Source organism: Limnomicrobium aquaticum (assembly GCF_040545545.1).
Taxonomy (GTDB): domain Bacteria; phylum Pseudomonadota; class Alphaproteobacteria; order Rhizobiales; family Rhizobiaceae; genus Ensifer_A; species Ensifer_A aquaticum.
The window spans coordinates 108,872-131,018 of record NZ_JBEPMB010000006.1; the positions used below are offsets into that span (position 1 = coordinate 108,872).

A 22,147-nucleotide genomic window follows, 5' to 3' on the forward strand; every position below is an offset into this window, starting at 1 on the left:
TAGAGCATTTCACCGTTTCACAGAAACGCTGAAACGCCCTATCTCGTTCTTTTCCGCAATTCCGGACGCGAAACCGGTTTCCACTTTCGCTGGAATTGCTCTAAGAGAGGCGCAAATTCTCATTATCACTCAAGCAGGCTCCTCATGTCGCACAACACGTTCGGACATCTTTTCCGGGTCACGACCTGGGGCGAAAGCCACGGGCCGGCGCTGGGCTGCGTGATCGACGGCTGCCCGCCCGGCATCCGCTTCACGCTCGCCGAGATCCAGGCCTTCATGGACAAGCGCAAGCCCGGCCAGTCGCGTTTCGTGACACAGCGTCGCGAGGAGGACCTTGTGAAGGTGCTCTCCGGCGTGTTGCCCGAGGATGATGGCGAGACGCTGGTGACGACGGGAACACCGATCTCCATGCTGATCGAGAATACCGACCAGCGCTCCAAGGACTATGGCGAGATCGCCACGCGCTATCGCCCCGGCCATGCCGACTATGCCTATGACATCAAATACGGCATTCGCGACTATCGCGGCGGCGGGCGCTCGTCTGCCCGCGAGACAGCGGCACGCGTGGCGGCTGGCGCACTCGCCCGCAAGGTCGTGCCCGGCGTGATCGTGCGCGCAGCTCTCGTGCAGATCGGCAAGATCAAGATCAACCGCGACAACTGGGATTGGGAACAGGTCGACCAGAACCCGTTCTTTGCTCCGGATGCCGCCATCGTGCCGGTCTGGGAAGAGTATCTCGACGGCATCCGCAAGGCGGGGTCTTCCGTCGGCGCTGTCATCGAGGTCGTGGCGGAAGGCGTGCCGGCAGGGCTCGGCGCGCCGATCTATGCCAAGCTCGATCAGGACATCGCCTCGAACCTCATGTCGATCAATGCCGTGAAGGGTGTCGAAATCGGCAACGGCTTCGGTGCTGCCGAAATCACCGGCGAGGAAAATGCCGACGAGATGCGCATGGGCAATGACGGCACGCCGATCTTCCTGTCGAACCACGCCGGCGGCATTCTCGGCGGCATTTCGACCGGCCAGCCGGTCATTGCCCGCTTTGCCGTCAAGCCGACCTCGTCGATCCTGACCGAGCGGCTTTCGATCGACAAGGACGGCAACAATGTCTCCGTCCGCACCAAGGGCCGCCACGACCCCTGCGTCGGTATCCGCGCGGTGCCGATCGGCGAGGCCATGGTGGCCTGCACGATCGCGGATCACTTCCTGCGGGATCGCGGGCAGAACGGGAAAGTGCGGTAAGGATTTTCCATTGAGGCCAGCGCTTGCGGCTTCCCCCTCTGGCTGCCGCCATCTCCCCCACAAGGGGGGAGACGGATGGAGCGCTGATGACGACCCCATTCAGCGCACCCATGTTGGCTATGTCCAACGCAAGGTATTGAAGCGGCAGTCTCGACGCTCGCTCTCCCTCCCCCTTGTGGGGAGGGTTGGGTAGGGGCATTTATCCGAGCGCTGACGCTTAACGCGCCCTTGCCTTCTTCCCCGCCGCATGCAGCGCCAGCAGATCGTTGGCAATCGTCGCGCCGGCCAGCGCCGTGATCTCCGCGTGATCGAACGGCGGCGAGACTTCCACCACATCCATGCCGACGACGTTCAGCCCGGCAAGGCCGCGGATGATTTCCTGCGCCTGATAGCTCGTCAGCCCGCCGACGACCGGGGTGCCGGTGCCGGGTGCGGCCGACGGGTCGAGGCAGTCGATGTCGAAGGTGACGTAGACCGGGTTGTCGCCGACGATGGTGCGAACCTTTTCAGCAATCGCCTCCGGCCCCTGCTTGTGAACCTCGATGGCGTTGAAGATGTTGACGCCCATCGGGTCGTCATTGTGCGAGCGGATGCCGATCTGGGCCGAGCGCGAGGGCACGACGAGGCCTTCGTGGATGGCGTGCCAGAGCATCGTGCCGTGATCCAGCCGCTCGCCCTCATCCGCCCAGGTGTCCGTATGCGCGTCGAACTGGATGATCGAAAGCGGACCGTGCTTGGCCGCATGGGCCTGCAGCAGCGGCCAGGTGATGAAATGGTCGCCGCCGAGCGTCAGCAGCGCGGTGTCGGTCGCCAGCACGTCTGCGGCTGCCTCGCGGATCGCCTTGGGGATCTCCATCGGCCGGCCGGGATCGAAGAGGCAATCACCGTAATCGACCACCGCGAGGTCTTCGAACACATCACTCTCATACGGCCAGGGGCGCGACCAGGCGAGATGCGAGGAGGCAGCGCGGATGGCGCGGGGGCCAAGGCGGGTGCCGGGGCGGCCGGAGGTGGTGAGATCGAGCGGCACGCCCATGACGGCGACATCGACGCCCGTCAGGTCGCGCGTGTAGCGCCGGCGCATGAAGGAGAGCGCGCCGGCAAAGGCATTTTCCATGATCGAGCCATAGTGGCTGTCACGGGTGAAGGCGAGATCGCCGATCTTCGGCATGACTTCGATGGGGGCGCTCATGGGTGATCCTTTGCGTCGGGGTGGCCTGGAATGTCGGCGCATATCAAACACGTTCCACCTGCCCTGAAAAATCCGTTAAAGGCATACGCCTTTGGTGGTATATGGGGATCATGACTGAGGATCTGACGCTACTTTCCACCTGGTCGCCGCTGGCCGCGCGCTGCGTTGCCGCCATCGGCACCGAAGACTTTCCCGTGGCGCTGACAGCGGCGCTGAGGCATCTCGCGCCATTCGACACGCTGATGACGACCTTCTATCGCGGCAGCGCGCAGCCGGAGACGGTCTATCACGATCTTGATGAGAGCCAGGCGCTGGTCAATACGCGCTTCTATGAGAGCGGGCCCTATCTGCTCGACCCGTTCCACATCGCCATGCGCAACGGCATCAGGCCGGGCGTGCACCTGCTCTTCGATCTGGCCCCGGACGGGTTCGTGCGCTCGGAATACTACCGGACCTTCTTTCGCCGCATCAAGATGACGGACGAACTCGGGCTGTTCGTTGCGACAGGCAGGCCCGACGAATGGCTGGTGCTGTCGCTGGCGCGCGGTCTGCAGGCGGAGCGCTTCAGCAGGCAGGACGCGACGCGGCTTGCTTCGGCCTTTCCGCTGTTTGCCGCCGCGAGCCTGAAGCATTGGGACGGCGACGCAGCGGCGAAGAGGTCCGGCATCGACGAGCGGCTGGCGAGCTTTGCCGCTGGCCGGCTTTCGCCGCGCGAACGCGATATCGTCTACATGATCCTCAACGGGCGCTCGACACGGGCGATCGCGCAGGCAACGGGGATTTCGGAAGGCACGGTGAAGGTGCATCGGCGGCATGCCTATGCGAAGCTTTCGATTTCCTCGCAGGCCGAGTTGTTCTCGCTCGCGGCCCGGCATCTGGCCGGGGAAGCGGTCTAAAGCCGGTTACGCAAAAGCGTGGCGCGGCTTTGCGACAGCGACATGCGCAAAGCAGGAAACACGATCAGCGCGCGGCTGTGCCCTTGACCCGCTCACTCACGCCGCAGCTAAGGCGCGCGGCCCGGTAGGCGCGGGCTGCATCGCCGAAGGCTTCGAAGAGCGCGCGATTGATCGGATTGGTCTGCGGATCGAATTCGGCATGCCATTGCACACCCAGCGCAAAGTCCTTCGCATCGCGCATGCGGATCGCCTCCACGGTGCCGTCATCGGCCAGGCCCTCGACGATGATCCTGTCTCCAAGATCGAGAATGCCCTGACCATGCAGCGAATTCACGCGGATCTTGTCGCTGCCGAAAATGCCCGCGAAGACGCCGCCGGGGGTCAGGTCCACGCCGTGGCGATCGGCAAAGACCACCGCCGGATCGGGATGGACCTCGCCGGTTTCCAGCCGCGGCATGCGATGGTTGATGCGGCCGGGAAGCTCGCGGATTTCCGGATGCAGCGTCGCGCCGCCGGCGACCGCCATTTCCTGAAAGCCTCGGCAGATGCCGAAGACCGGCACGCCGCGCGCCACGCAGGCGTCGATCAGCGGCAGCGCAATCGAATCGCGCTCCTCGTCGTAAGGCTCGTGTTTGGGGTTAGGCTCCATGCCGAAATGACGGGGATGCACATTGGCCCGCGCGCCCGTGAGAAGCACGCCATCCACGACCTCCAGCAGCGCCTCGATATCGGTGATCGCCGGATGCGCCGCAAACATCAGCGGCAACCCACCCATGACATCCGTCACCGCCGCCATGTTGCGGTCGCCGACGACCTGCACGGGGAAGCGGTTTTCGATGGAATAGGTATTGCCGATAATGCCAATCACGGGGCGGGACATGGGAAACTCGCAATGCAGCCGCGCGATCCGGGACGGCGGGCGGCCTGTTCATACAATTGTTATGTAGGAACAGTTTTGACCGCATTGCAACATAAGAACCACCCGAAAAGCATTACAAACGGTCAATGCAGCGTTCACAGAAGCGGTTGGGAACGGCGCCCCCTCTTCTCCCCTTGGGGAGAAGATGTCCGAAGGACAGATGAGGGGATCTTTCACGTCAGGCGGGGGAACCCCTCATCCGGCGCTTCGCGCCACCTTCTCCCCAGGGGGAGAAGAGGGAACCCCTCACCGAGCCAGCCAATCGTCTGCCAGCACGACCTCCTCCACACCGGCAAAGCGGGCGACGCGGGCAAGCTCGGCCATCAGCTTGTCCATGCGCCCGGATGAGGCGCGGACACTCCTCTCCCACCAGAGCTTGCGGACATTGAGCGCGCCCGTCTTCCGGTCCGCCTTCATGTCGATGCGGCCGATCAGGCGGTCGCCTTCCAAGAGCGGGAAGACATAATAGCCATATTCGCGCTTCGGCTCGGGCACGAAGATCTCGATGCGGTAGCGGAAGCCGAAAAGCCGTTCGGCGCGGTCGCGGTCGCGCAGCAGCGGATCGAAGGGGCTGAGCACCCGCACCCGCGAGGGCGGCTCGGGCCAGTCGTCCGGGTGGGTGGAAAGGCCCCGGAAGGCGAAGGCGGCGCGCGGCTTGCCGCCATCTATTGCGGCGATCTCCACCGGCTCCAGTTCGTCGCGATGCGCCGTCACCCAGGTCTTCGCCTCCTCCGGCGAGACGAGGGCGAAGAAGGCGGCGATCTCGCCATGGGTGGCAAAGCCGAGCCTTGTCAGCGCTGCGCGGCAGGCCCAGTCGACAAAGGCCTCGTGGCTCACTTCGGGCTCAAGCGCATGGGCCGGGATCACCCGCTCCGTCAGGTCATAGACCTTCTGGAAATTCTCGCGCCGCGCAATCGCAAGCTTGCCGGTGTGCCAGTAGAATTCAAGCGCGGTCTTGGAAGGGTGCCATTCCCACCAGCCACCGGACTTGTGATCCTCCGCCTTGACCTCCCGCGCCAGCAATTCGCCGCCCTCGCGAATGCGCGCCATCGTCTCCTCAAAGGCGCTGTCGAACCCCTCCCCATGCCATTTCGCCCAGCGCTCGCGCATCGAGGCTTCCTTGCGGGCAAAGCGATGCTTCCAATAGGGAAAGAACGCCACCGGCAGGATCGAGGCATCATGCGTCCAATGCTCAAACAACCGCCGATCCTCCTCGATCAGCTGGCGCAGATGCTCGCGATCAAAGGTCTGGTTGCGCGAAAAGACGATCTGCTCATGGGCGCGCACGACGGTCGCAATGCTGTCCACCTGCACGAAGCCGAGATCGTGGATAAGCTGATAAATCCCCTCGCGGTCGAGCGCGCGACCGGGATGGGCGGAGAGGCCCTGGCGAGCGAGGAAGATGCGGCGGGCGAGCGGGTTGGGGAGATGAGTCGGCATGGGTCATTGAGGCATATGTTCCTGATTTGTTCAATCTCCAATTTGTTAACGCACCCATGAATGTGCTCATGTTGACCGAACACATGAGGCCCACAGTAGGTAAAAACGTTACTACGCTTCCCTTGCCAAGCCATAGCGCACTTCGTGGCTAGCTTGATGTCACGAAGGATAAGCTAGCCAGCTAGTGTCCAAATCACATCACCGCAACTGCCCATGCGCTCCATGATGTTGGCCATCCTGCGCGTGTGTCGACGCTGCGGGACAAAAATTTTGCCTTCATTCCCCTTGGCCTCAATCACGATTCCGTTGGTTAGAGCGTAGCTTAGGAAAGATGCCGCAGTCTTCCTCTCCCAGTAGTCCTCCGCTCCTCTTAGTAACCCTTCCTCCTTACGCCCGCGCCCCCGCTGAAAAAACAGCTTCTTTATCAGAGATAAGATTGTCTTTTGCGCATTCGTTAAAGGAAGTTCACTGATCCTTGCGGCATTGTCGGCCTGATCATAAGCCGAAAAGTCGCATTTCTGAAAACAATCAGGCAGTCTAGCATGTGACCCTACGCCCAATACCCTGTCTCCAATCACATCTCGGAAGGAGCACTTTTTGAATTCTGCTTCAGTTATCTTAATTTCATCGACAGAGCAGCTTTCTATGTTCAAATTTATTATTTCACTTCCGGAGAAGTCCAATACATCAAAGTGAGCATTCTCCACTCGGACGCCCAGAAAACTAATCGTTGCATCATCGCCAGCCAGCCGTGATGTCACAATATCGGCTGCGACTTGAGAATTACCGTACTTGGCGCAGTACGCACCATATTTATAGGCGTCATTCCAATTGCTGACGCGACTACATACAACACGTGAGCCGAATTCTCCGAGCGCGCCTTTCCAAGGGGTGGATGAAATCCTTTTGTCAGAGACGTAGATATGTTCACAAAGTGACAATCCTCGCAGACCACTTTTTGCGTAATCGTCGATAAATATGCGATTTGCGTTATCAGTCCCGGTTCTTCCTAAATAAGGTAACCGCTGGAGCATAATCGCGGATTCATCGAGTGGGGTGAGACCGGAAACTTCAAAGAAAGATCTATTTATATCCTCTGGCGTAATTTGCTCCGGTAAAGATAATTTTTCACGCGACTTATCTGCCAGGTTTAACAATACAGCCTTCAGAACCTTGTCATCTATTGATGGATGAATTCTCCTTTCTCGGAGGCATATAGCATCTAAGAATTTCTCAAAAAAATCGACTTCATCGACAGCGTCATCAGATATTGAATTCAATTCCGATGAAGGTAGCTTTGAGAATAGCTGACATATTAACGGCTTGCGAGGCATCCAAGAAGGAACATCAACCATAATAGAATTTGATGTGAGATAGTGTTGCAACTCGGCTTCCGAAAATTCATCACGGCATTCGATAATTTCGACTTGCCCCGCCTCTAGCCCCAAGCAATCAAGCATCTCATCGTTGGAAGAGAAATAGTGCTCCCGTCCGGTAATAAGCACTCCTCCGGTTCCACACTTTGCAATTAGATCGAACACACCCTTTAGGCTGCGACGTCGCAGATCTTTCAACCGCTCGATTTCTCCCGTCCATGACTGTGAACCAATCTCATCGAAACCATCCAGCAAAAAGCGCACCTTTCCAGCCAAGGCCAGCTTGATGAGATTGTCAGCCATCTTAGACAATCCAAGACTTTCAAGATGACTTCGAATGATTAAGTCAAAGCTCTGCAAGCCCCAACACTCGCGGAGGTTGATCGCTACCGTTGGAAACATGTCATCGGCTTTACTAAGCGCCAGGAACACCTCTTGTACGCATCTGGATTTCCCGCTTCCGAACTCACCGATAAGAATAGCTTTTTTCCGATTGGCGACCTTATCGGCGACGTTCGTAATATCGACAGCGCTTCCGGTGTTACTCAGAATGTACCCAACCTCAGCAAACGCTGCATTGTCTTTCCCTCCGGTATCTGGATCAACAGCACTTCCAAATTTTTGGCTATTACGGATATACACATATTCGTCTTTACCAATAAATTTTCCAGCGAACTCGTTCACCGACATTACATCAACTTTATTAGCTCTTCCGGTTTCCTTCAGAGAATTAGTATCTCCTGCCGTAATAAACAGGCATTCTGTATATATTCCATCGACCATTTGAGCCAAACGGAACGCTGCAAATTTTGCAAGATCTGTTCTTAGTTTCTCCAAAGTATCGGATTTCGATATCTCGATTGCTATCCAGTGATCGCTCTTCACTTCGATCACTCCGTCACATCTAACGCCATTGATGGTTCGGGGCTGGCATGGCGCGTTCCAGTGCGCGCTGGCTATGGTTCTCACATCGTCTTCTAGCTTGGACCAATCGAGCACGAATTCCCCCTCGTTCGAGATGCACGTTTTAGTTTCATATCAGAAAAAACCAAAATGTCTCAACCGAGTCTGCGCCCCGTAAGACGCGACCCAACCTTTGTTAGCAGGCAACTATTGCTCTATTTGGTTGAAGATCAACGAGTTTGAAAGTCGCAGGGTTTTATATGTAATCAAGGGAAAACGCCCCCCCGAACAAAACCCACCCCCTGCCCGTCATAGGCAAAACCGATTATGATCCATCCAATCCGGAGGGCGGGGCGATGTGGGATTTTGATATTGGCAGGACGATGGGCATCATGGCGCGGACGATGCCGTTCATTCTTTTGCGCATGGCGGTCTATTTCGGGATTACGCTGGCCTATATCGTCGGCACCGGCGGCGGCGCGGGGCTGGGGTATGGGATCGGGCATATCAGTGCCGATCCGACCGGCTATTCGGTCTGGGGCGGGATCATCGGCTTCGGGATCGTCTCGGCGGGCGTCTACTGGGTGCGGGAATATATTCTCTACACGATCAAGGCCGGGCATATCGCGGTGATCGTTGAGATGCTGGACGGCAAGCCGATGCCGGAGGGCAAGAGCCAGATTGCGCATGCGACCGACACGGTGAAGGCGCGTTTTGCCGAGATGAACGTGCTCTTCGTGCTCGACCAGCTGATCAAGGGCGTGATCCGGGCGCTGACGGGGATCATCGGCGGGGTGGCGTGGCTCATTCCGATCCTCGGGCTGGAAGGGATCGCGCGGTTTATCAACACGGTCATCCGGCTCTCGCTCACCTATGTCGACGAAATCATTCTCGGCTACAACATGCGCATCGACAGCCAGAACCCCTGGGAGACATCGCGGCAGGGCCTCGTGCTCTATGCGCAGAACGGCAAGACGATGGTGAAGAACGCCATCTGGCTCTCGGTCTTCCTCTGGGTGCTGGCGATTGCGGTCTTTATTCTGATGCTGGCGCCTGCGGGTGCGATTGCCTATCTGTTTCCGGGCGCGCTTTCCGGCTGGGGCATCGTGCTCGCCATCATCTTCGCCTGGGCCTTCAAGGCCGCGGTGCTGGAACCTTTCGCGATCACGGCGCTGATGCAGGTCTATCTCAAAGCGATCGAAGGCCAGCGGCCCAATCCGGAATGGGACGCACGGCTGGCGTCTGCGTCCTCCAAGTTCCGCGAGTTGAAGGATCGGGCCTTCGGCGCAGGCGGAACTCAGGCGGCGTGAAAGCCGATGAGCAAGGTTTGCGCGTAATTGCTCGCCGCAATCTCGTCGCACACCGCCCGCCACCGGCAGAGGCCGCAGGCGGTGCGGCTTTCGCCGGTGAGGAAGGCGGCGCGCAGTTGCGCCACCTTCTCCGCGTCGAGCGTGAAGGCTTCCGCCAAGCCATGCCCCAGCACCGCGACGGTCGCCTTTTCGGCCAGTTCGTCGAGCGCTGCCGTCTCCGGCTTGGCGCAATCGTGGTTGCAGGCGGCGCGGTCGGCGGGGGTGAGGGCTGCGCAGATGTCGTCAGGGCCGGGGTGGAGGATGACTTTGGCGCCGGCGTTGATGCGGGTGGCGACCGCCGTCATGTTTTCGACGAAAGCGGGGGTGTAGCCGAGGCCTTTGTAGGTCAGGAGGCAGAGGAAATGGTGGCCGCGCAGGCGCACGGGCTGCTGCTCCTCCACTGCATTGCAACATGGTTCTGTTTGCAAACGGTCCATCCTTGGCTATAGACGCTGCATCGGGGTCACTCTTTTTGGGACTGTAGCGCGTTGGACATCCGTTTTTCCGATTGTTCGGTGAAATTCAAGACGCATATCGCGCTTCACCCGTTTTCGCTCACGTTGTCGGAGCGTCGCATCGGCATAATCGGGCTGAACGGCTCGGGCAAGACGACCTTCGCCAAGCTGATCGACGGGCTCGTCAAGCCGACGTCGGGGACAGTGACTGTCAACGGGCTCGATACGGTCAAGGATGCCAGGGCGGTGCTGACCGTTGCCGGCTTCATCTTCCAGAACCCGGCGCAGCAGCTCATCATGCCGCAGGTCATGGAAGATATCGTGTTCGGGCTGAAGGCGCATGGCGTCGCGCCGGCGGAGGCCGAGGCGCGGGCGCAAGCCGCCCTTGCCCGCTTCGGCATCGAGGCGCTGGGGCAGCGCCGGGTGCATGAACTGTCCGGTGGCGAATTGCAGCTGGCGGCCATTGCCAGCGTGTCGGCCACGGGGCCGGATATTCTCATCTTCGACGAGCCGGTCAACCAGCTGGACCTGAAAAACCGCGCCCGCGTGGTCGAGGCGATCCATGCGCTTTCCGAAAACGCCATCGTCATCAGCCACGATCTGCCGCTGGTCGAGGATTTCGACCGGGTGCTGGTGTTTCATGAGGGGCGCATCGTCTTCGACGGGTTGCCTGCGGCGGCGATTGCGTATTACCGGGAGATTGCCGGATGTTGACGAGCCTCTATGTCGAGGGCGACACGTTTCTGCATCGGCAGCGGCCGGGCGCGAAGCTGGCGTTGATCCTCGTCTTGGGTCTGGCGCTCTATTTCACCGAGCTTATGGCGGTTCAGGCGGTGGCGATGGTTATCGCCGGGGCGATCTATTTCAGCCTGCCGATGACGGTTCGCGAGGCGGTTTACCGGCTGAAACCGGTGCTCTTCGCCATCGCCATTCTGGCACTGTTCAACGCCTATGTGCTGAGCTGGCCGGAGGCTCTTGTCTCGACTTTCAGGCTGCTGGCGGTCGTGTTCCTCGCCGCTGCGGTCACCGCGACGACACGGATTGCGGATTTCATGGAGACGATCACCTGGGCGCTGCGGCCGGCCGAAAAGCTGGGGATCGTGCGGGCGGCAGACGTCAGCCTCGCTTTGGGGCTTGTGCTTCGCTTCCTGCCGGATATCTTCGGACACTATGAGGCGCTGAGAGAGGCGCATGCGGCGCGCGGCATCGCGTTCCGTCCGGTGCGAGCCATCGGGCCATTGATCATTCTGGCGTTGAAGGATGCGGATGCGATTGCAGACGCCATCGACGCCAGGGGTATAAGGGGCCGCTGAGCGTTTGGCGCGCCCTCATCAAGGAGAGACAATCATGACCACCAAGGATATCGTGCTCGTGGCGCTTTTCGCCGCCATCATCGTTGCGCTCGGCTTCCTGCCGCCGATCACGCTGGCCTTCATTCCTGTGCCAATCACGGCGCAGTCGATGGGCGTCATGCTGGCCGGAACGATCATCGGGGCGAAGCGGGGTGCTGCAGCCTATGTTCTCGTCGTACTGATGGTGGCCATCGGCCTGCCGGTTCTGGCCGGCGGCGCTGGCGGCTTGCAGAAGATCATTGGCCCGACGGGCGGCTATATTATCGGCTGGATCTTCGGCGCCTTCGTCACCGGCCTTGTTGCCGAGCGCTTGGTCCGCGACGGCCAGCCGGAAATCCGCCAGTATGTCGGCTTCTTCCTCGCCAGCATCGTCGGCGGCATCGTCGTGGTCTATGCCTTCGGCATCGCGTGGCTCTGCTTCTCCACCGGCACGCCGGTCGGCAAGGCTCTCATCGGCAACCTCGCCTTCGTTCCGGGCGACCTGATCAAGGCCGTGCTTGCAACGCTCGCCGCGCGCGCCGTGCTCGCCGGCTATCCGATGCTGCCGTCGCGGGCTTGAGACGAGGTGTTCATGGCCCCTCCTCTCCCCTTGTGGGAGAGGATAGCTCGCCCCAAGAGGCGTAGCCGATTGGCGTGGGCGAGCTTGGTGAGGGGTATTTTCCGCAAGTGCCACAAAATCGAACCCCTCACCTGCGATTTCTAACACTTAGCTAAAGCTAAGATGTTGAAATCGCTTCCTCTCCCACAAGGGGAGAGGAGACGACCCCTCCGACGCACACAGGTTCCACCATGACGACACGGCTTTACGAGCATTCGATCTTTCTGGAGCATGAGGTGCCGGAAGGTCATCCGGAGAGGCCGGATCGGCTGAGGGCGCTGAACGAGGCGCTGAGCCATCCGAATTTTGCCACCCTCGACCGCAAGGAGGCCCCGCAGGCCAATGAGGATGCGGTTCTGCTGGCGCATCCGGAAGAGCATCTCTTTGCCGTCATGCGCGCCATGCCGGAGGACGAGGGTGAGATCAACCAGCTCGAGAGCGACACCTATGCGGGCGTGAAGAGCCTGCAGGCCGCCTTGACCGGGGTGGGCGGGGCCATGGCCGCCGTGGACGACGTGATCTCCGGTGCCCATGACAACGCCTTCGTCGCCTCGCGCCCGCCGGGACACCATGCCGAGCGGATGCGCGCCATGGGCTTCTGTTTCTTCAACAATGCGGCGATTGCCGCCCGCCACGCGCAACAGAAGCACGGGCTGGAGCGAATCGCCATCATCGACTGGGACGTGCATCACGGCAACGGCACGCAGGATATCTTCGAGGCCGACCGTTCAGTGCTCTACTGCTCGACACACCAGATGCCGCTTTATCCCGGCACCGGCCGCAAGGATGAGACGGGGGTCGGCAATATCGTCAATGCTCCGCTGTCGCCCAATACCGGATCGGACGATTTTCGCGAGGCGTTCAAGGATCGCGTGCTGCCGGCGATCCGCAATTTCTCGCCGGACCTCATCATCATCTCCGCCGGCTTCGACGCCCATCACCGCGATCCGCTGGCGCAGATCAATCTTGTGGCGGATGATTTCGACTGGGCGACGGGCAAACTCATGGATATGGCGGGGGACTTTGCCTCCAACCGTCTCGTCAGCATCCTCGAAGGCGGCTATGACCTTCAGGGGCTGGCCGAATCGGCCGGCGCGCATATCTACAGGCTCATGAAAGGATGACCATGACGGACACCGCAAAACCGGCCGACATCAAGGGCCTCTCTTTCGAACAGGCCGTGGCCGAGCTGGAAAGCATCGTGTCGCGGCTGGAGCGCGGCGATGTGGCGCTCGACCAGTCGATCGCCATCTACGAGCGCGGCGAAGCGCTGAAGAAGCATTGCGAGACGCTGCTCTCGGCCGCAGAAGCCCGCATCGAGAAGATCCGTCTCGACCGCGCCGGCAAGCCGCAGGGCGTCGAGCCGCTGGACAGCTGATCAGGGCAGCCCGAGGGACGCCAGGAATTTGTCGACGGCCGCTGTATAGGCGCCGTCCTTGCCCAGTTGCGCATTGATGTCCATGTGCGACAGGTTTTGCGGCAGAACAGTCGCACGTCCGCCTGCCCGCTTCAGGGTGGCGGCAAAGCCCTCCGCCTGATCGCAGGAATCGCGGCGCCGTGAAGAGCAGACGAGGAGTGCGGGCGCGGGCTTTCCGCGCACCTGCTGGCTGGGCGACGCGGTGCGCCAGAAGGCGGGATCGCTGCCGAATGCGCGGTCGTAGAGACCCAAGTGCCGGGCATTCATGATCTGCGTGACGTCGTAGGCCGCGCTGTCGAGTGCGACCGTGCCGAGGACTGCACGAAGGCCAGATTTGGCGCCGAGCGAGGGGTCGGCTGCCAGAAGCGCCGCCAGATGCGCGCCGGCGGAATGCCCCATCAGAACCACCCGTGCGCCGTCGCCACCCCATTCCGCCGCATGTTTCTGGACATAGGCGACGGCGGCTGCAAGGTCGCGCGCCTGCTCGACGGGGTTTGCGGCCGGAAGGAGCCGTGTCTCAACCGAGACAAAGACATAGCCGCGCGGCAGCCAATGCGCCACTTTGGCATCGACGATGCTGTGCGACGTTTTCGAACCGAGAGCCCAGGCGCCGCCGTGCATCATGACAATCACCGGTGCCTTCGCCGCTCCAGCCGGAGTATAGACGTCCAGCCTTTGTGCAGCATCCGGTCCGTAAGCGATATCCCGACGCGCAGCAGTCGGCTCCGCAACCGCGCGCCCGGCAGTCGTCTCCCCGCCCGAAACGGCGTCGCGGCAGGCGGGCGAAAGTTCGTTGCGGTGATCGTTCAGACAGGCAGCAACGCGCCCTCCTCCCATGGGGACGTCACTGCACAATTTGCGATAGTCCTGCCGGCAGGCGGACATCAGCGCGAGCCTCCCTGCAGCGAAAACGGGAGCGCTCAACGTCAAGACAACCAAGGTCGTTAGCGCCACACGAACAGCAAATCGGGATTTCGCCATGATCGAACACGTCCTTCCGCCCTCCGACAGGGCGAACTCAAGGCGCCCCCATTGGCTCCTGAACGGGAACATGATGGGATTCCCTGCCGAACGCAATGCAGTCTCCCTGGCAGACGCGGACCAGCCTAGGCGGCAGCCTCATGCCAGGGACGATTGATTATTCCATCACGACTTCCATCGCCTCTTCGCGATCCGCTGCGGAGGCCGCGCGCTTGGGCGGCTGCAGCAGGAGAAGCAGCGGCATGACGACGATCGACATCAGCATCAGCAATTTGAAATCATCCGCATAGGCGATGATGATCGATTGCAGGGTGACGAGGCCGTCGAGGGTCGAAAGACCGCTCGCCGTATTCGGATTGAGCCCGGCATGGGCCAGCGCCTGAAGCGCATGGTTGAACGGGGTCAGCGCTGCCCCGATCTCCGCGTGATTGACCTGAATGTTCGAGGTCAGCAACGCCGAAACCACCGCTATGCCGACGCTTGAGCCGATATTGCGCGAGAGGTTGTAAAGGCCCGTGCCGTCGCCGCGCAGTTCCGGGGACAGCGTTGCGAAGGCCACCGTCGTCAGCGGCACGAAGAGCAAACCCAGACCTGCTCCCTGAAGGAAGCCGACCCAGACGATTTCCCATTGCGAGATATCGGGTGTCCAGCCGGTCATGACATACATGGCGAAAGCCGTGACTGCGAGGCCGGCGAAGAGCAGGATGCGGGTATCGATCTTGCCGATAACCCGGCCGACGAACATCATGCAGAGCATGGTGCCGATGCCGCGCGGACCCATGACGAGACCGGCGGTGATGACCGGATAGCCCATCAGCGTCTGCAGATAGGGCGTCAGCAACGCCAGCGATGCCAGCAGCACCACGCCGACAACGAAGATGAACAGCATGCTGACCGCAAAGTTCCGATCTAGGAACAGGCGCGGATTGACGAAGGAATTCTCCGACGTGAACATATGCACGATGAGAAGATAGAAGGCGCCGGCGGCAATGATCGTCTCGACGACGATCTCGCCCGAGGAGAACCAGTCGAGCTGCGAGCCGCGATCGAGCATCAATTGCAGCGCGCCGATGGCAAGGGACAGCATGCCGAAGCCGAACCAGTCAAGCTTGGCCTTGGCGTTGATCTCGGTTTCCTTGACGAAGGTCGCGATGCCCATGACGGCCATGATGCCGATCGGGACGTTGATATAGAACACCCAGCGCCAGCTGATATTCTCCGTCAGCCAGCCGCCGATGACGGGGCCGAGGATAGGCCCGACCATGACGGACACGCCGAACATGGCCATGGCACGACCGCGCTCTTCAGCGGAATAGATGTCGAGCAGAATGCTCTGCGACAGTGGCACGAGAGCCGCACCGAAGAAGCCCTGCAAGAGCCGGAAGCCTACGATCTGGGTGATCGACTGGGCAAGGCCGCACAGAACGGAGGCGACGACGAAGCCGACGATGCTGATGGTGAGCATGCGCTTGCGGCCGAACTTGGCGGCGAGAAAGCCGGACGGCGGCGTCATGATGGCGGCGGCGACGATATAGGATGTCAGCACCCAGTTGATCTGGTCGGCGCTGGCTGCGACACTGCCCTGGATATAGGGCAGAGCGACGTTTGCGATCGTGGTGTCCAGCGCCTGCATGATCACCGCAAGGATCACGCAGGCAGCGATGGCGCCGCGATTGGCAACGGGCGTGAACCCTGTCGATGATGTTGCCGCGTTACTCATGGGCGTAGGCCGTGTTCCGTCCCAGCAGGTTTTCGACGAATTGCGGCAGGCCGCGGGCATGGTTGGTGTCGATATCGACTTCCGTGCTCATGCCGGCGCGAAGTTGCGGCTTGCCGTCTTCAGCATGAACTGCGACGCGAAGCGGAATGCGCTGCACGACCTTCACCCAATTGCCCGAGGAATTCTGCGCAGGCAGTAGCGAGAAGCTCGAGGCCGAAGCCGGGCTGACGCTTGCGACCTCGCCCTTCCAGGAAACACCCGGATAGGCGTCGACCGTGACCGTCACCGGCTGGCCGGGCTTCACATAGGTGAGTTCGGTTTCCTTGGGGTTGGCTTCGATCCACATGTCCTGCGTCGAGACCAGCGAGAAGGCCGTCTGGGCCGGCTGCAGATAGCTACCGATCTGGATGGCGTTCACATTGGTGGCAATGCCGTCGAAGGGCGCCTTGACGACCGTGTGGTCAAGCTGTCGCTGGGCATCGTCGACGGCGGCCTGCGCCTGCATGTATTCCGGGAACTGTTCGAGCGGAAGGTTCAGATTGCCGTTCAGCTTGGCCAGCGTTGCGGCAGCCTCGGCCCTGGCCACATCAACCTTCTGCTTGGCGGATTCGAGATCGTGGCTTGCCTGGTCCAGCGTCGCCTTTGAGGCGGTGGCGGACGAGACGAGCTTCTGTGCACGGGCATAGGCGTCTTCATAGAAGGGGATGTCGGCCTGCGCCTGCGTGATCTGTGCCTGATCCTGGGCGTAGGTCGCCTTCAGCGTCAGGAGATCGTTGCGGGCGGCATCGACCTTGGCCTTGGCGCTGTCGAGCGCGATCTGATAGCTCGCGGGGTCGAGCTTGTAGAGAACCTGCCCGGCCGTCACCTTCTCGTTGTCATGAATCTGGATCGCCTTGACCGTGCCGGCGACATCGGTGGAGACGCCGGCAATACGGGCCTGAACATAGGCGTTGTCGACCGAAACAAGCTGGCCGCCGGTCACATAGTAATAGCCGCCGACAACGAGAGCGATGGGGAGTGCCGCGAAGAGAAGGCCGCGCACGCGCGAGCGCTTGCCCTTGGCCGGCGCCGACACCGGGGTTTCCGGCGGGATGACTGTGCTCTTGGCTTCGGAGGTATTGGCCGGGCGTTCCATCTTGGCAGCGCCTGCATCTTCACCCTGGCGGATCTTCACTGGCTCAGACATGTCTCTTCTCAACTTCCGCTGCCTGCCGGCAGCCTTCAACAAGGTTCGATTTCATGGTTTCAAGCATTTCAAACAGCCGCACCCGGTCGGCATCCGAAATGCCTTCAAGTGCTTCTGCGCGGGTTTCGTTCCCAAATTCCCGCGCGCCCTCCAGAAGACTGCGCGCGGTCTGCGTGATGTAAAGCATCCAGATCCGCCGGTCGGTCTCGTGCTTGCGGCGCTCAACGAGGCCGCGTTCCTCCAGCTTGTCGATCAGCCGCATCAGTGTGATCGGCTCGACCTCCTGCATTTCTGCAAGTGCCTTCTGGTGAACCCCTTCGTTCTTGGAGAGCAGAAGCAGGGTATGCCACTGCGACCGGGTCAGCCCCACAGGACGCGCGCGCTGCTCGAAACGCCTGCGCATCAGCCGCGCAACGTCATGCAGCAAAATCCCGATTGTCTGATCTTCCTTCGGCATCGCAGAGCCTGAAAACATAAGCTTACTTATAATAAGGCTGCATATATAATTTTCCTTGCCCTTTCGCAAGAGGGTAAGAAGGTTGCCTTACAAAAATCAAATACGGCTGTGCCTTTGCGGTTGCGCTCGTTGCCGGACGGGATAGTTTGCGGGACAGCCCCATGACGAAAGGAAACCTCATGTCATTCTTTCCCGGACAGGATCCAGAACCCGGCGATGCGAGCGCCTGCGACGCTGTCGAACTGCTGATCGTGCCGCGTACGAGCGATATCGGCGGGCTGGAAGTGCGGCGCGCCCTGCCCTCGGCCAAGCGCCGGCTGGTCGGGCCGTTCATCTTCTTCGACCGTATGGGACCGGCGGTTCTCAAGGCAGATGCGGCGCTGGATGTGCGCCCCCATCCGCATATCGGGCTTTCGACCGTAACCTATCTCTTCGACGGCCAGATCACCCACAAGGACAGCCTCGGCAACGACATGGTCATCCAGCCGGGCGACATCAACCTGATGACGGCGGGGCGCGGCATCGTGCATTCCGAGCGCTCGCCGGAGAAGCTGCGCGGCCATCCGCAGGCGATTTCCGGCCTGCAGACCTGGCTAGCACTGCCGGACCAGATGGAGGAGACCGATCCAAGCTTTGCGCATACGGAAGCCGGGGTGATGCCGGAGTTTTCACAAGCCGGGCTTCAGGGCCGGCTGGTCATCGGGACCTATGAGGGCATGGTCTCGCCGGTGAAGGTGCCGACCGGCACGCTCTATCTCGACATAAAGCTCGATCCCGGCGCGCGCTTTTCGCTGGCGCCGAAATGGGAAGAGCGTGCGGCCTATGTGTTGTCAGGCACAGTCACGGTCGCGGGAACCACGTTCGAGGCCGACCAGCTGCTGGTCTTGAGCCCGCGAGACGCTATCCTGTTCGAAGCGGGGCCGCTCGGTGCGCATGTCATGTTCTTCGGCGGCGATGCGCTGAATTCGCAGCGCTATATCTGGTGGAATTTCGTCTCATCATCGAAGGAGCGGATCGAACAGGCGAAGGAAGAGTGGAAAACCGGCCGCTTCGACATCGTGCCCGGCGACGAGGAAGAGTTCGTGCCTTTGCCGCAGGGCTGAAATGAATTATCTTGAGATGACCGTGGTGTGTCATCGTCTTGCCGCTTTCAACGCGGAACACGATGGACTATAGGCAGTGGATTGCTTGACCGGCAAGAAGAGCAGGCATGAAACGGGCATGAGCGGCGACAGTCCTGTCGCCTGACTTGCTTCCAGTGTTTTTGTAAATGCGGTTCCGGAAAGGACTCGGCGACGCAAGTCTGCCGGAATTGCTGTAGAAGGCCGACATCCATTGACGAGCGTACCCTCCACACCGCTGCTCGACACCGTCCATATTCCGGCGGACCTGAAACAGGTTGAAGACCGTGACTTGCCGCAGCTTGCTTCCGAGCTGCGCGCGGAGATGATTGACGCTGTCTCCAAGACCGGCGGGCATCTGGGTGCCGGGCTGGGTGTCGTGGAACTCACGATCGCGCTTCACAAGGTCTTCAACACGCCTGACGACCGCATCATCTTCGATGTCGGCCACCAGTGTTATCCCCACAAGATCCTGACCGGCCGGCGCGAGCGCATCCGCACGCTGCGCCAGGAAGACGGGCTTTCCGGCTTCACCAAGCGCGGTGAGAGCGAATACGATCCCTTTGGCGCCGGCCATTCCTCGACCTCGATTTCCGCAGGCCTCGGAATGGCTGTCGCGGCCGACCTACAGGGCAGCGACCGGCGGGTGATCGCCGTCATTGGCGATGGCGCGATGTCGGCCGGCATGGCCTTCGAGGCGCTGAACAATGCCGGTGCGCTGGATGCGCGCCTCATCGTCATTCTCAACGACAACGACATGTCGATTGCCCCGCCGACGGGCGCGATGAGCGCCTATCTGGCCCGCCTTGCCTCTGGCCGCACCTATATGGGCGTGCGCGAATTCGGCAAGAAACTGACGGCTTACCTCGGCAAGACGGTGGACCGGGCGATCACCCGCGCTGTGGAGCACGCGCGCGGCTACGTCACCGGCGGCACGATGTTCGAGGAGCTCGGCTTCTACCATATCGGCCCCATCGACGGCCATTCGTTCGAGCATCTCCTGCCTGTCTTGCGCAATGTGCGCGACAACCAGCAGGGCCCGGTTCTGATCCATGTCGTGACGCAGAAGGGCAAGGGCTACGCGCCGGCGGAGGCCGCCGCCGACAAGTATCATGGCGTCAACAAGTTTGACGTGATCACCGGCGCACAGGCCAAGGTGAAGCCGAATGCGCCGAGCTATACCGCCGTTTTCGGCGAGACGCTGGTGCAGGAAGGCGCGCTTGACGACAGGATCGTCGCCATCACCGCCGCCATGCCGTCGGGTACCGGCGTCGACAAGTTTGCCGATGCGTTTCCGGCCCGCACCTTCGATGTCGGAATTGCCGAGCAGCATGCGGTCACCTTTGCGGCCGGTCTTGCCTGCGACGGGATGAAGCCGTTTGCGGCGCTCTATTCCACCTTCCTGCAACGCGCCTATGACCAGGTCGTGCACGACGTGGCGATCCAGAAGCTGCCCGTGCGCTTCCCCATCGACCGCGCCGGTTTCGTCGGCGCCGACGGGCCGACCCATGCGGGCTCGTTCGACACCGGCTATCTCGCCATGCTGCCGGGCTTTGTTGTGATGGCGGCCAGCGATGAGGCGGAGCTGAAGCATATGGTGCGCACGGCCGTCGCCTATGACGAAGGCCCGATCTCCTTCCGCTATCCGCGCGGCGAAGGCGTCGGCGTCGAGATGCCGGAACGCGGCTCGATCCTCGATATCGGCAAGGGGCGCATCGTCAAGGAAGGCACCAAGGTCGCCCTCCTCTCCTTCGGCACGCGCCTTGCGGAATGTCTTCTGGCGGCGGAAGATCTGGAGGCTGCGGGCCTCTCGACCACGGTCGCCGATGCGCGCTTTGCCAAGCCGCTCGACGAGGACATGATCCGCCGTCTGGCGCGCGAGCATGAGGTGCTGGTCACCATCGAGGAAGGCTCGATCGGCGGCTTTGCAAGCCACGTCCTGCAATTCCTCGCCCGCGAAGGCCTGATCGACGGCGGCCTGAAGGTGCGCCCGATGGTTCTCCCGGATGTGTGGATGGATCAGGCCAAGCCCGAGGCCATGTATGCCAAGGCCGGTCTGGATCGCGAAGGCATCGTCAGGACGGTGTTCGCGGCGCTGGGGACGGCGCATCTCACGCAGCGGGCTTGAGGCTCCTCAAAACGCTCTATCGAAATCCGGTTTCCAAAGGCGTGCCGGCTACCAGGGTTTCTTCCATGTCAAAGCCATCGAAAGCTAAGTTTCTTTTGGGGCTTGCACTGATTTTGTTTCTCAGCGCGGTGCTCGCAATGGGCGCGTTCTGGCTTGGAATTCAGATTATCTTTCGTCTTCTTCCGCAGAACGCCTTTTCCGACTGGATTCTCTTCACTCTCCCAGGCCTCATATCCTTGTATTTGTTTTTCTTTTTCGCTTTTCTGACGACCGCAATCTTAGTGTCAGCTAAACTGAGACGCTGACCGAAGCGTCCGCGCGTCAATCAGCTCACTGCTGGAAATTCGCCGGCACCAGCAGCAGAATCTCCAGATCCCGCTCCGGATAGAACTCCGTCTTCTGCATCTCGAAGGTCGTGGCACCCGTCTTCTTTATGCCGTCGCCGCAGAGGCTGATGAGGTTTTCCGGCTTGCCCTTGTCCACCGTCAGGGTGAACTTGCCGATGGGGCCGGCCCAGTTGTTGCCGGTCATGAGGATGTAGGAAATCCAGTTTTCGACATAGAGCGGGCCCTTGCCGGCCTGGTTCTGTTTCCAGCTCTTCTGGGCAACCTTGACCATGTCGTCATCGAGGCAGTAGCGCTTGACGTAGTCGTTCCACTGTTCGCCCTTCGGCTGGCCGTTTTCGTCCAGATAGGTCACGTCTACCGTGCCGCCGACGCTGGTCTTGTAGCTGTGCTTGACGATCACGTCCTTGCCGGCGGGATAGACGGTCTTCCACCAATAGACGGAATTCAGCGTCCAGTTCGACGTCGGATGATCCTTCATGCCCTTGCCGTCGTCCCATTGATCGACGCGCGCCAGGCCGAGCGTGACGAGTTCGGCCAGCTTGTCGGCCGGCAGCTTTTCAAGGGCTTCGGTCGAGGCTTTCGAATTGGGAACGAGCGGGATGTTGAGAGCCTTCAGCCGGTCCGTCAGGTCGACGCCGTGGACCAGCGCCTTCTGCTGCAATTCCGGCTTGATGTCCTTGCCGTCCTGATTGACGGTGAAGCCGAGGAAGTTATCACCCGCGTCGTAGTCGATGGCCACGTTCACTTCGAGGCCGCTTTCGAGGTTGGGCATCGGAAAGGCGACCAGCGCCTCGATGTCCTTCGTCGCCTTGTTGTGGAAGCGGTATTCGACCGTCACCTTGTCCGGCGAGACATAAAGCTTTTCCTCGGCCATCTCGATATCGTCGGTCTGGACGAATTCGAGGCCACCGGTTTTCATCTGCGCGGTCGAGTCATTCGCGAGTGCCGGGAGGGCAGCCCCTCCAAGGCCAAGCGCTGCCAGAACGCAAAGGGTTTGCACGGTCTTCGTCATCGCTGTCTGTCCCCTCAAGTCGTGGACAGACGATAAGCACGGCGCAGCGGTTCCGG

At 60.9% G+C, this 22,147-nt stretch carries 20 protein-coding genes; 10 read left to right on the forward strand and 10 right to left on the reverse strand.

Going from position 1 to position 22,147, the window contains the following annotated elements:
- Positions 1–144: 144 nt before the first annotated feature.
- A complete protein-coding gene (gene aroC, locus ABID16_RS17410) occupies positions 145–1,242 on the forward strand; it encodes a chorismate synthase (protein ID WP_354557636.1) in 1,098 nt (365 codons plus the stop codon).
- Positions 1,243–1,459: 217 nt separating this feature from the next.
- Here the strand turns inward: aroC and speB are convergent, their stop codons facing one another.
- The gene (gene speB / locus ABID16_RS17415) at positions 1,460–2,434 is read right to left on the reverse strand and encodes an agmatinase (RefSeq protein WP_354557637.1); all 975 of its coding nucleotides are present in this window, start codon (positions 2,432–2,434) and stop codon (positions 1,460–1,462) included.
- A gap of 110 nt (positions 2,435–2,544) precedes the next feature.
- On the opposite strand from speB, the gene ABID16_RS17420 reads away from it, so the two are divergent.
- Positions 2,545–3,330: a helix-turn-helix transcriptional regulator gene (locus tag ABID16_RS17420; protein ID WP_354557638.1), complete on the forward strand. Its 786-nt coding sequence runs from the start codon at positions 2,545–2,547 to the stop codon at positions 3,328–3,330.
- Positions 3,331–3,394: 64 nt separating this feature from the next.
- Here ABID16_RS17420 and ABID16_RS17425 read toward each other — a convergent pair whose 3' ends face one another.
- The 3 genes from ABID16_RS17425 to ABID16_RS17435 all read right to left on the reverse strand — a co-directional run bounded on the left by ABID16_RS17425 (position 3,395) and on the right by ABID16_RS17435 (position 7,959).
- Positions 3,395–4,210 (reverse strand): gamma-glutamyl-gamma-aminobutyrate hydrolase family protein, encoded by an 816-nt coding sequence (locus ABID16_RS17425; protein WP_354557639.1) that lies wholly within the window; start codon positions 4,208–4,210, stop codon positions 3,395–3,397.
- A gap of 285 nt (positions 4,211–4,495) precedes the next feature.
- On the reverse strand, positions 4,496–5,689 hold the full coding sequence (locus ABID16_RS17430; protein WP_354557640.1) for a winged helix-turn-helix domain-containing protein: 1,194 nt from the start codon (positions 5,687–5,689) through the stop codon (positions 4,496–4,498).
- 173 nt (positions 5,690–5,862) lie between these two features.
- Positions 5,863–7,959, reverse strand: a complete 2,097-nt coding sequence (locus tag ABID16_RS17435) for an NACHT domain-containing protein (protein ID WP_354557641.1) — start codon at positions 7,957–7,959, stop codon at positions 5,863–5,865.
- 365 nt (positions 7,960–8,324) lie between these two features.
- On the opposite strand from ABID16_RS17435, the gene ABID16_RS17440 reads away from it, so the two are divergent.
- A complete protein-coding gene (locus ABID16_RS17440) occupies positions 8,325–9,278 on the forward strand; it encodes a hypothetical protein (RefSeq protein ID WP_354557642.1) in 954 nt (317 codons plus the stop codon).
- Here the strand turns inward: ABID16_RS17440 and ABID16_RS17445 are convergent.
- The gene (locus tag ABID16_RS17445) at positions 9,266–9,745 is read right to left on the reverse strand and encodes a DUF1284 domain-containing protein (protein ID WP_354557643.1); all 480 of its coding nucleotides are present in this window, start codon (positions 9,743–9,745) and stop codon (positions 9,266–9,268) included. The genes ABID16_RS17440 and ABID16_RS17445 overlap by 13 nt on opposite strands.
- Positions 9,746–9,805: 60 nt before the next feature.
- Here ABID16_RS17445 and ABID16_RS17450 point away from each other — a divergent pair, with 60 nt between their 5' ends.
- The 5 genes from ABID16_RS17450 to ABID16_RS17470 all read left to right on the forward strand — a co-directional run bounded on the left by ABID16_RS17450 (position 9,806) and on the right by ABID16_RS17470 (position 13,100).
- A complete protein-coding gene (locus ABID16_RS17450) occupies positions 9,806–10,486 on the forward strand; it encodes an energy-coupling factor ABC transporter ATP-binding protein (protein ID WP_354557644.1) in 681 nt (226 codons plus the stop codon).
- On the forward strand, positions 10,480–11,085 hold the full coding sequence (locus ABID16_RS17455) for an energy-coupling factor transporter transmembrane component T family protein (RefSeq protein WP_354557645.1): 606 nt from the start codon (positions 10,480–10,482) through the stop codon (positions 11,083–11,085). Before ABID16_RS17450 ends, ABID16_RS17455 begins: the two co-directional genes overlap by 7 nt.
- A 34-nt stretch (positions 11,086–11,119) precedes the next feature.
- On the forward strand, positions 11,120–11,683 hold the full coding sequence (locus ABID16_RS17460; protein ID WP_354557646.1) for a biotin transporter BioY: 564 nt from the start codon (positions 11,120–11,122) through the stop codon (positions 11,681–11,683).
- 230 nt (positions 11,684–11,913) lie between these two features.
- On the forward strand, positions 11,914–12,846 hold the full coding sequence (locus tag ABID16_RS17465) for a histone deacetylase family protein (protein ID WP_354557647.1): 933 nt from the start codon (positions 11,914–11,916) through the stop codon (positions 12,844–12,846).
- A gap of 2 nt (positions 12,847–12,848) precedes the next feature.
- Positions 12,849–13,100 (forward strand): exodeoxyribonuclease VII small subunit, encoded by a 252-nt coding sequence (locus ABID16_RS17470; protein ID WP_354557648.1) that lies wholly within the window; start codon positions 12,849–12,851, stop codon positions 13,098–13,100.
- Here ABID16_RS17470 and ABID16_RS17475 read toward each other — a convergent pair whose 3' ends face one another.
- The 4 genes from ABID16_RS17475 to ABID16_RS17490 all read right to left on the reverse strand — a co-directional run bounded on the left by ABID16_RS17475 (position 13,101) and on the right by ABID16_RS17490 (position 17,483).
- Entirely contained in the window at positions 13,101–14,192 is a 1,092-nt protein-coding gene (locus ABID16_RS17475; protein WP_354557649.1) for an alpha/beta hydrolase fold domain-containing protein, read from the reverse strand.
- An 85-nt stretch (positions 14,193–14,277) separates the two neighbouring features.
- Positions 14,278–15,840, reverse strand: a complete 1,563-nt coding sequence (locus ABID16_RS17480) for a DHA2 family efflux MFS transporter permease subunit (protein ID WP_354557650.1) — start codon at positions 15,838–15,840, stop codon at positions 14,278–14,280.
- Complete coding sequence (locus ABID16_RS17485; RefSeq protein WP_435532443.1) at positions 15,833–17,026, reverse strand: HlyD family secretion protein; 1,194 nt, start codon at positions 17,024–17,026, stop codon at positions 15,833–15,835. The genes ABID16_RS17480 and ABID16_RS17485 overlap by 8 nt, the downstream gene beginning before the upstream one ends.
- Positions 17,019–17,483 (reverse strand): MarR family winged helix-turn-helix transcriptional regulator, encoded by a 465-nt coding sequence (locus ABID16_RS17490; protein WP_354557651.1) that lies wholly within the window; start codon positions 17,481–17,483, stop codon positions 17,019–17,021. The genes ABID16_RS17485 and ABID16_RS17490 overlap by 8 nt, the downstream gene beginning before the upstream one ends.
- A 179-nt stretch (positions 17,484–17,662) precedes the next feature.
- Between ABID16_RS17490 and ABID16_RS17495 the strand changes: the two genes are divergently transcribed.
- Positions 17,663–18,586, forward strand: a complete 924-nt coding sequence (locus ABID16_RS17495; protein ID WP_354557763.1) for a pirin family protein — start codon at positions 17,663–17,665, stop codon at positions 18,584–18,586.
- A 232-nt stretch (positions 18,587–18,818) separates the two neighbouring features.
- Positions 18,819–20,732 carry a 1-deoxy-D-xylulose-5-phosphate synthase gene (gene dxs, locus ABID16_RS17500; RefSeq protein WP_354557652.1) on the forward strand — a complete coding sequence of 638 codons (1,914 nt, stop codon included), beginning with the start codon at positions 18,819–18,821 and terminating at the stop codon, positions 20,730–20,732.
- Positions 20,733–21,062: 330 nt separating this feature from the next.
- Here dxs and ABID16_RS17505 read toward each other — a convergent pair whose 3' ends face one another.
- The gene (locus ABID16_RS17505) at positions 21,063–22,091 is read right to left on the reverse strand and encodes a DUF4424 domain-containing protein (protein WP_354557653.1); all 1,029 of its coding nucleotides are present in this window, start codon (positions 22,089–22,091) and stop codon (positions 21,063–21,065) included.
- Between the last annotated feature and the right edge of the window lie 56 nt (positions 22,092–22,147).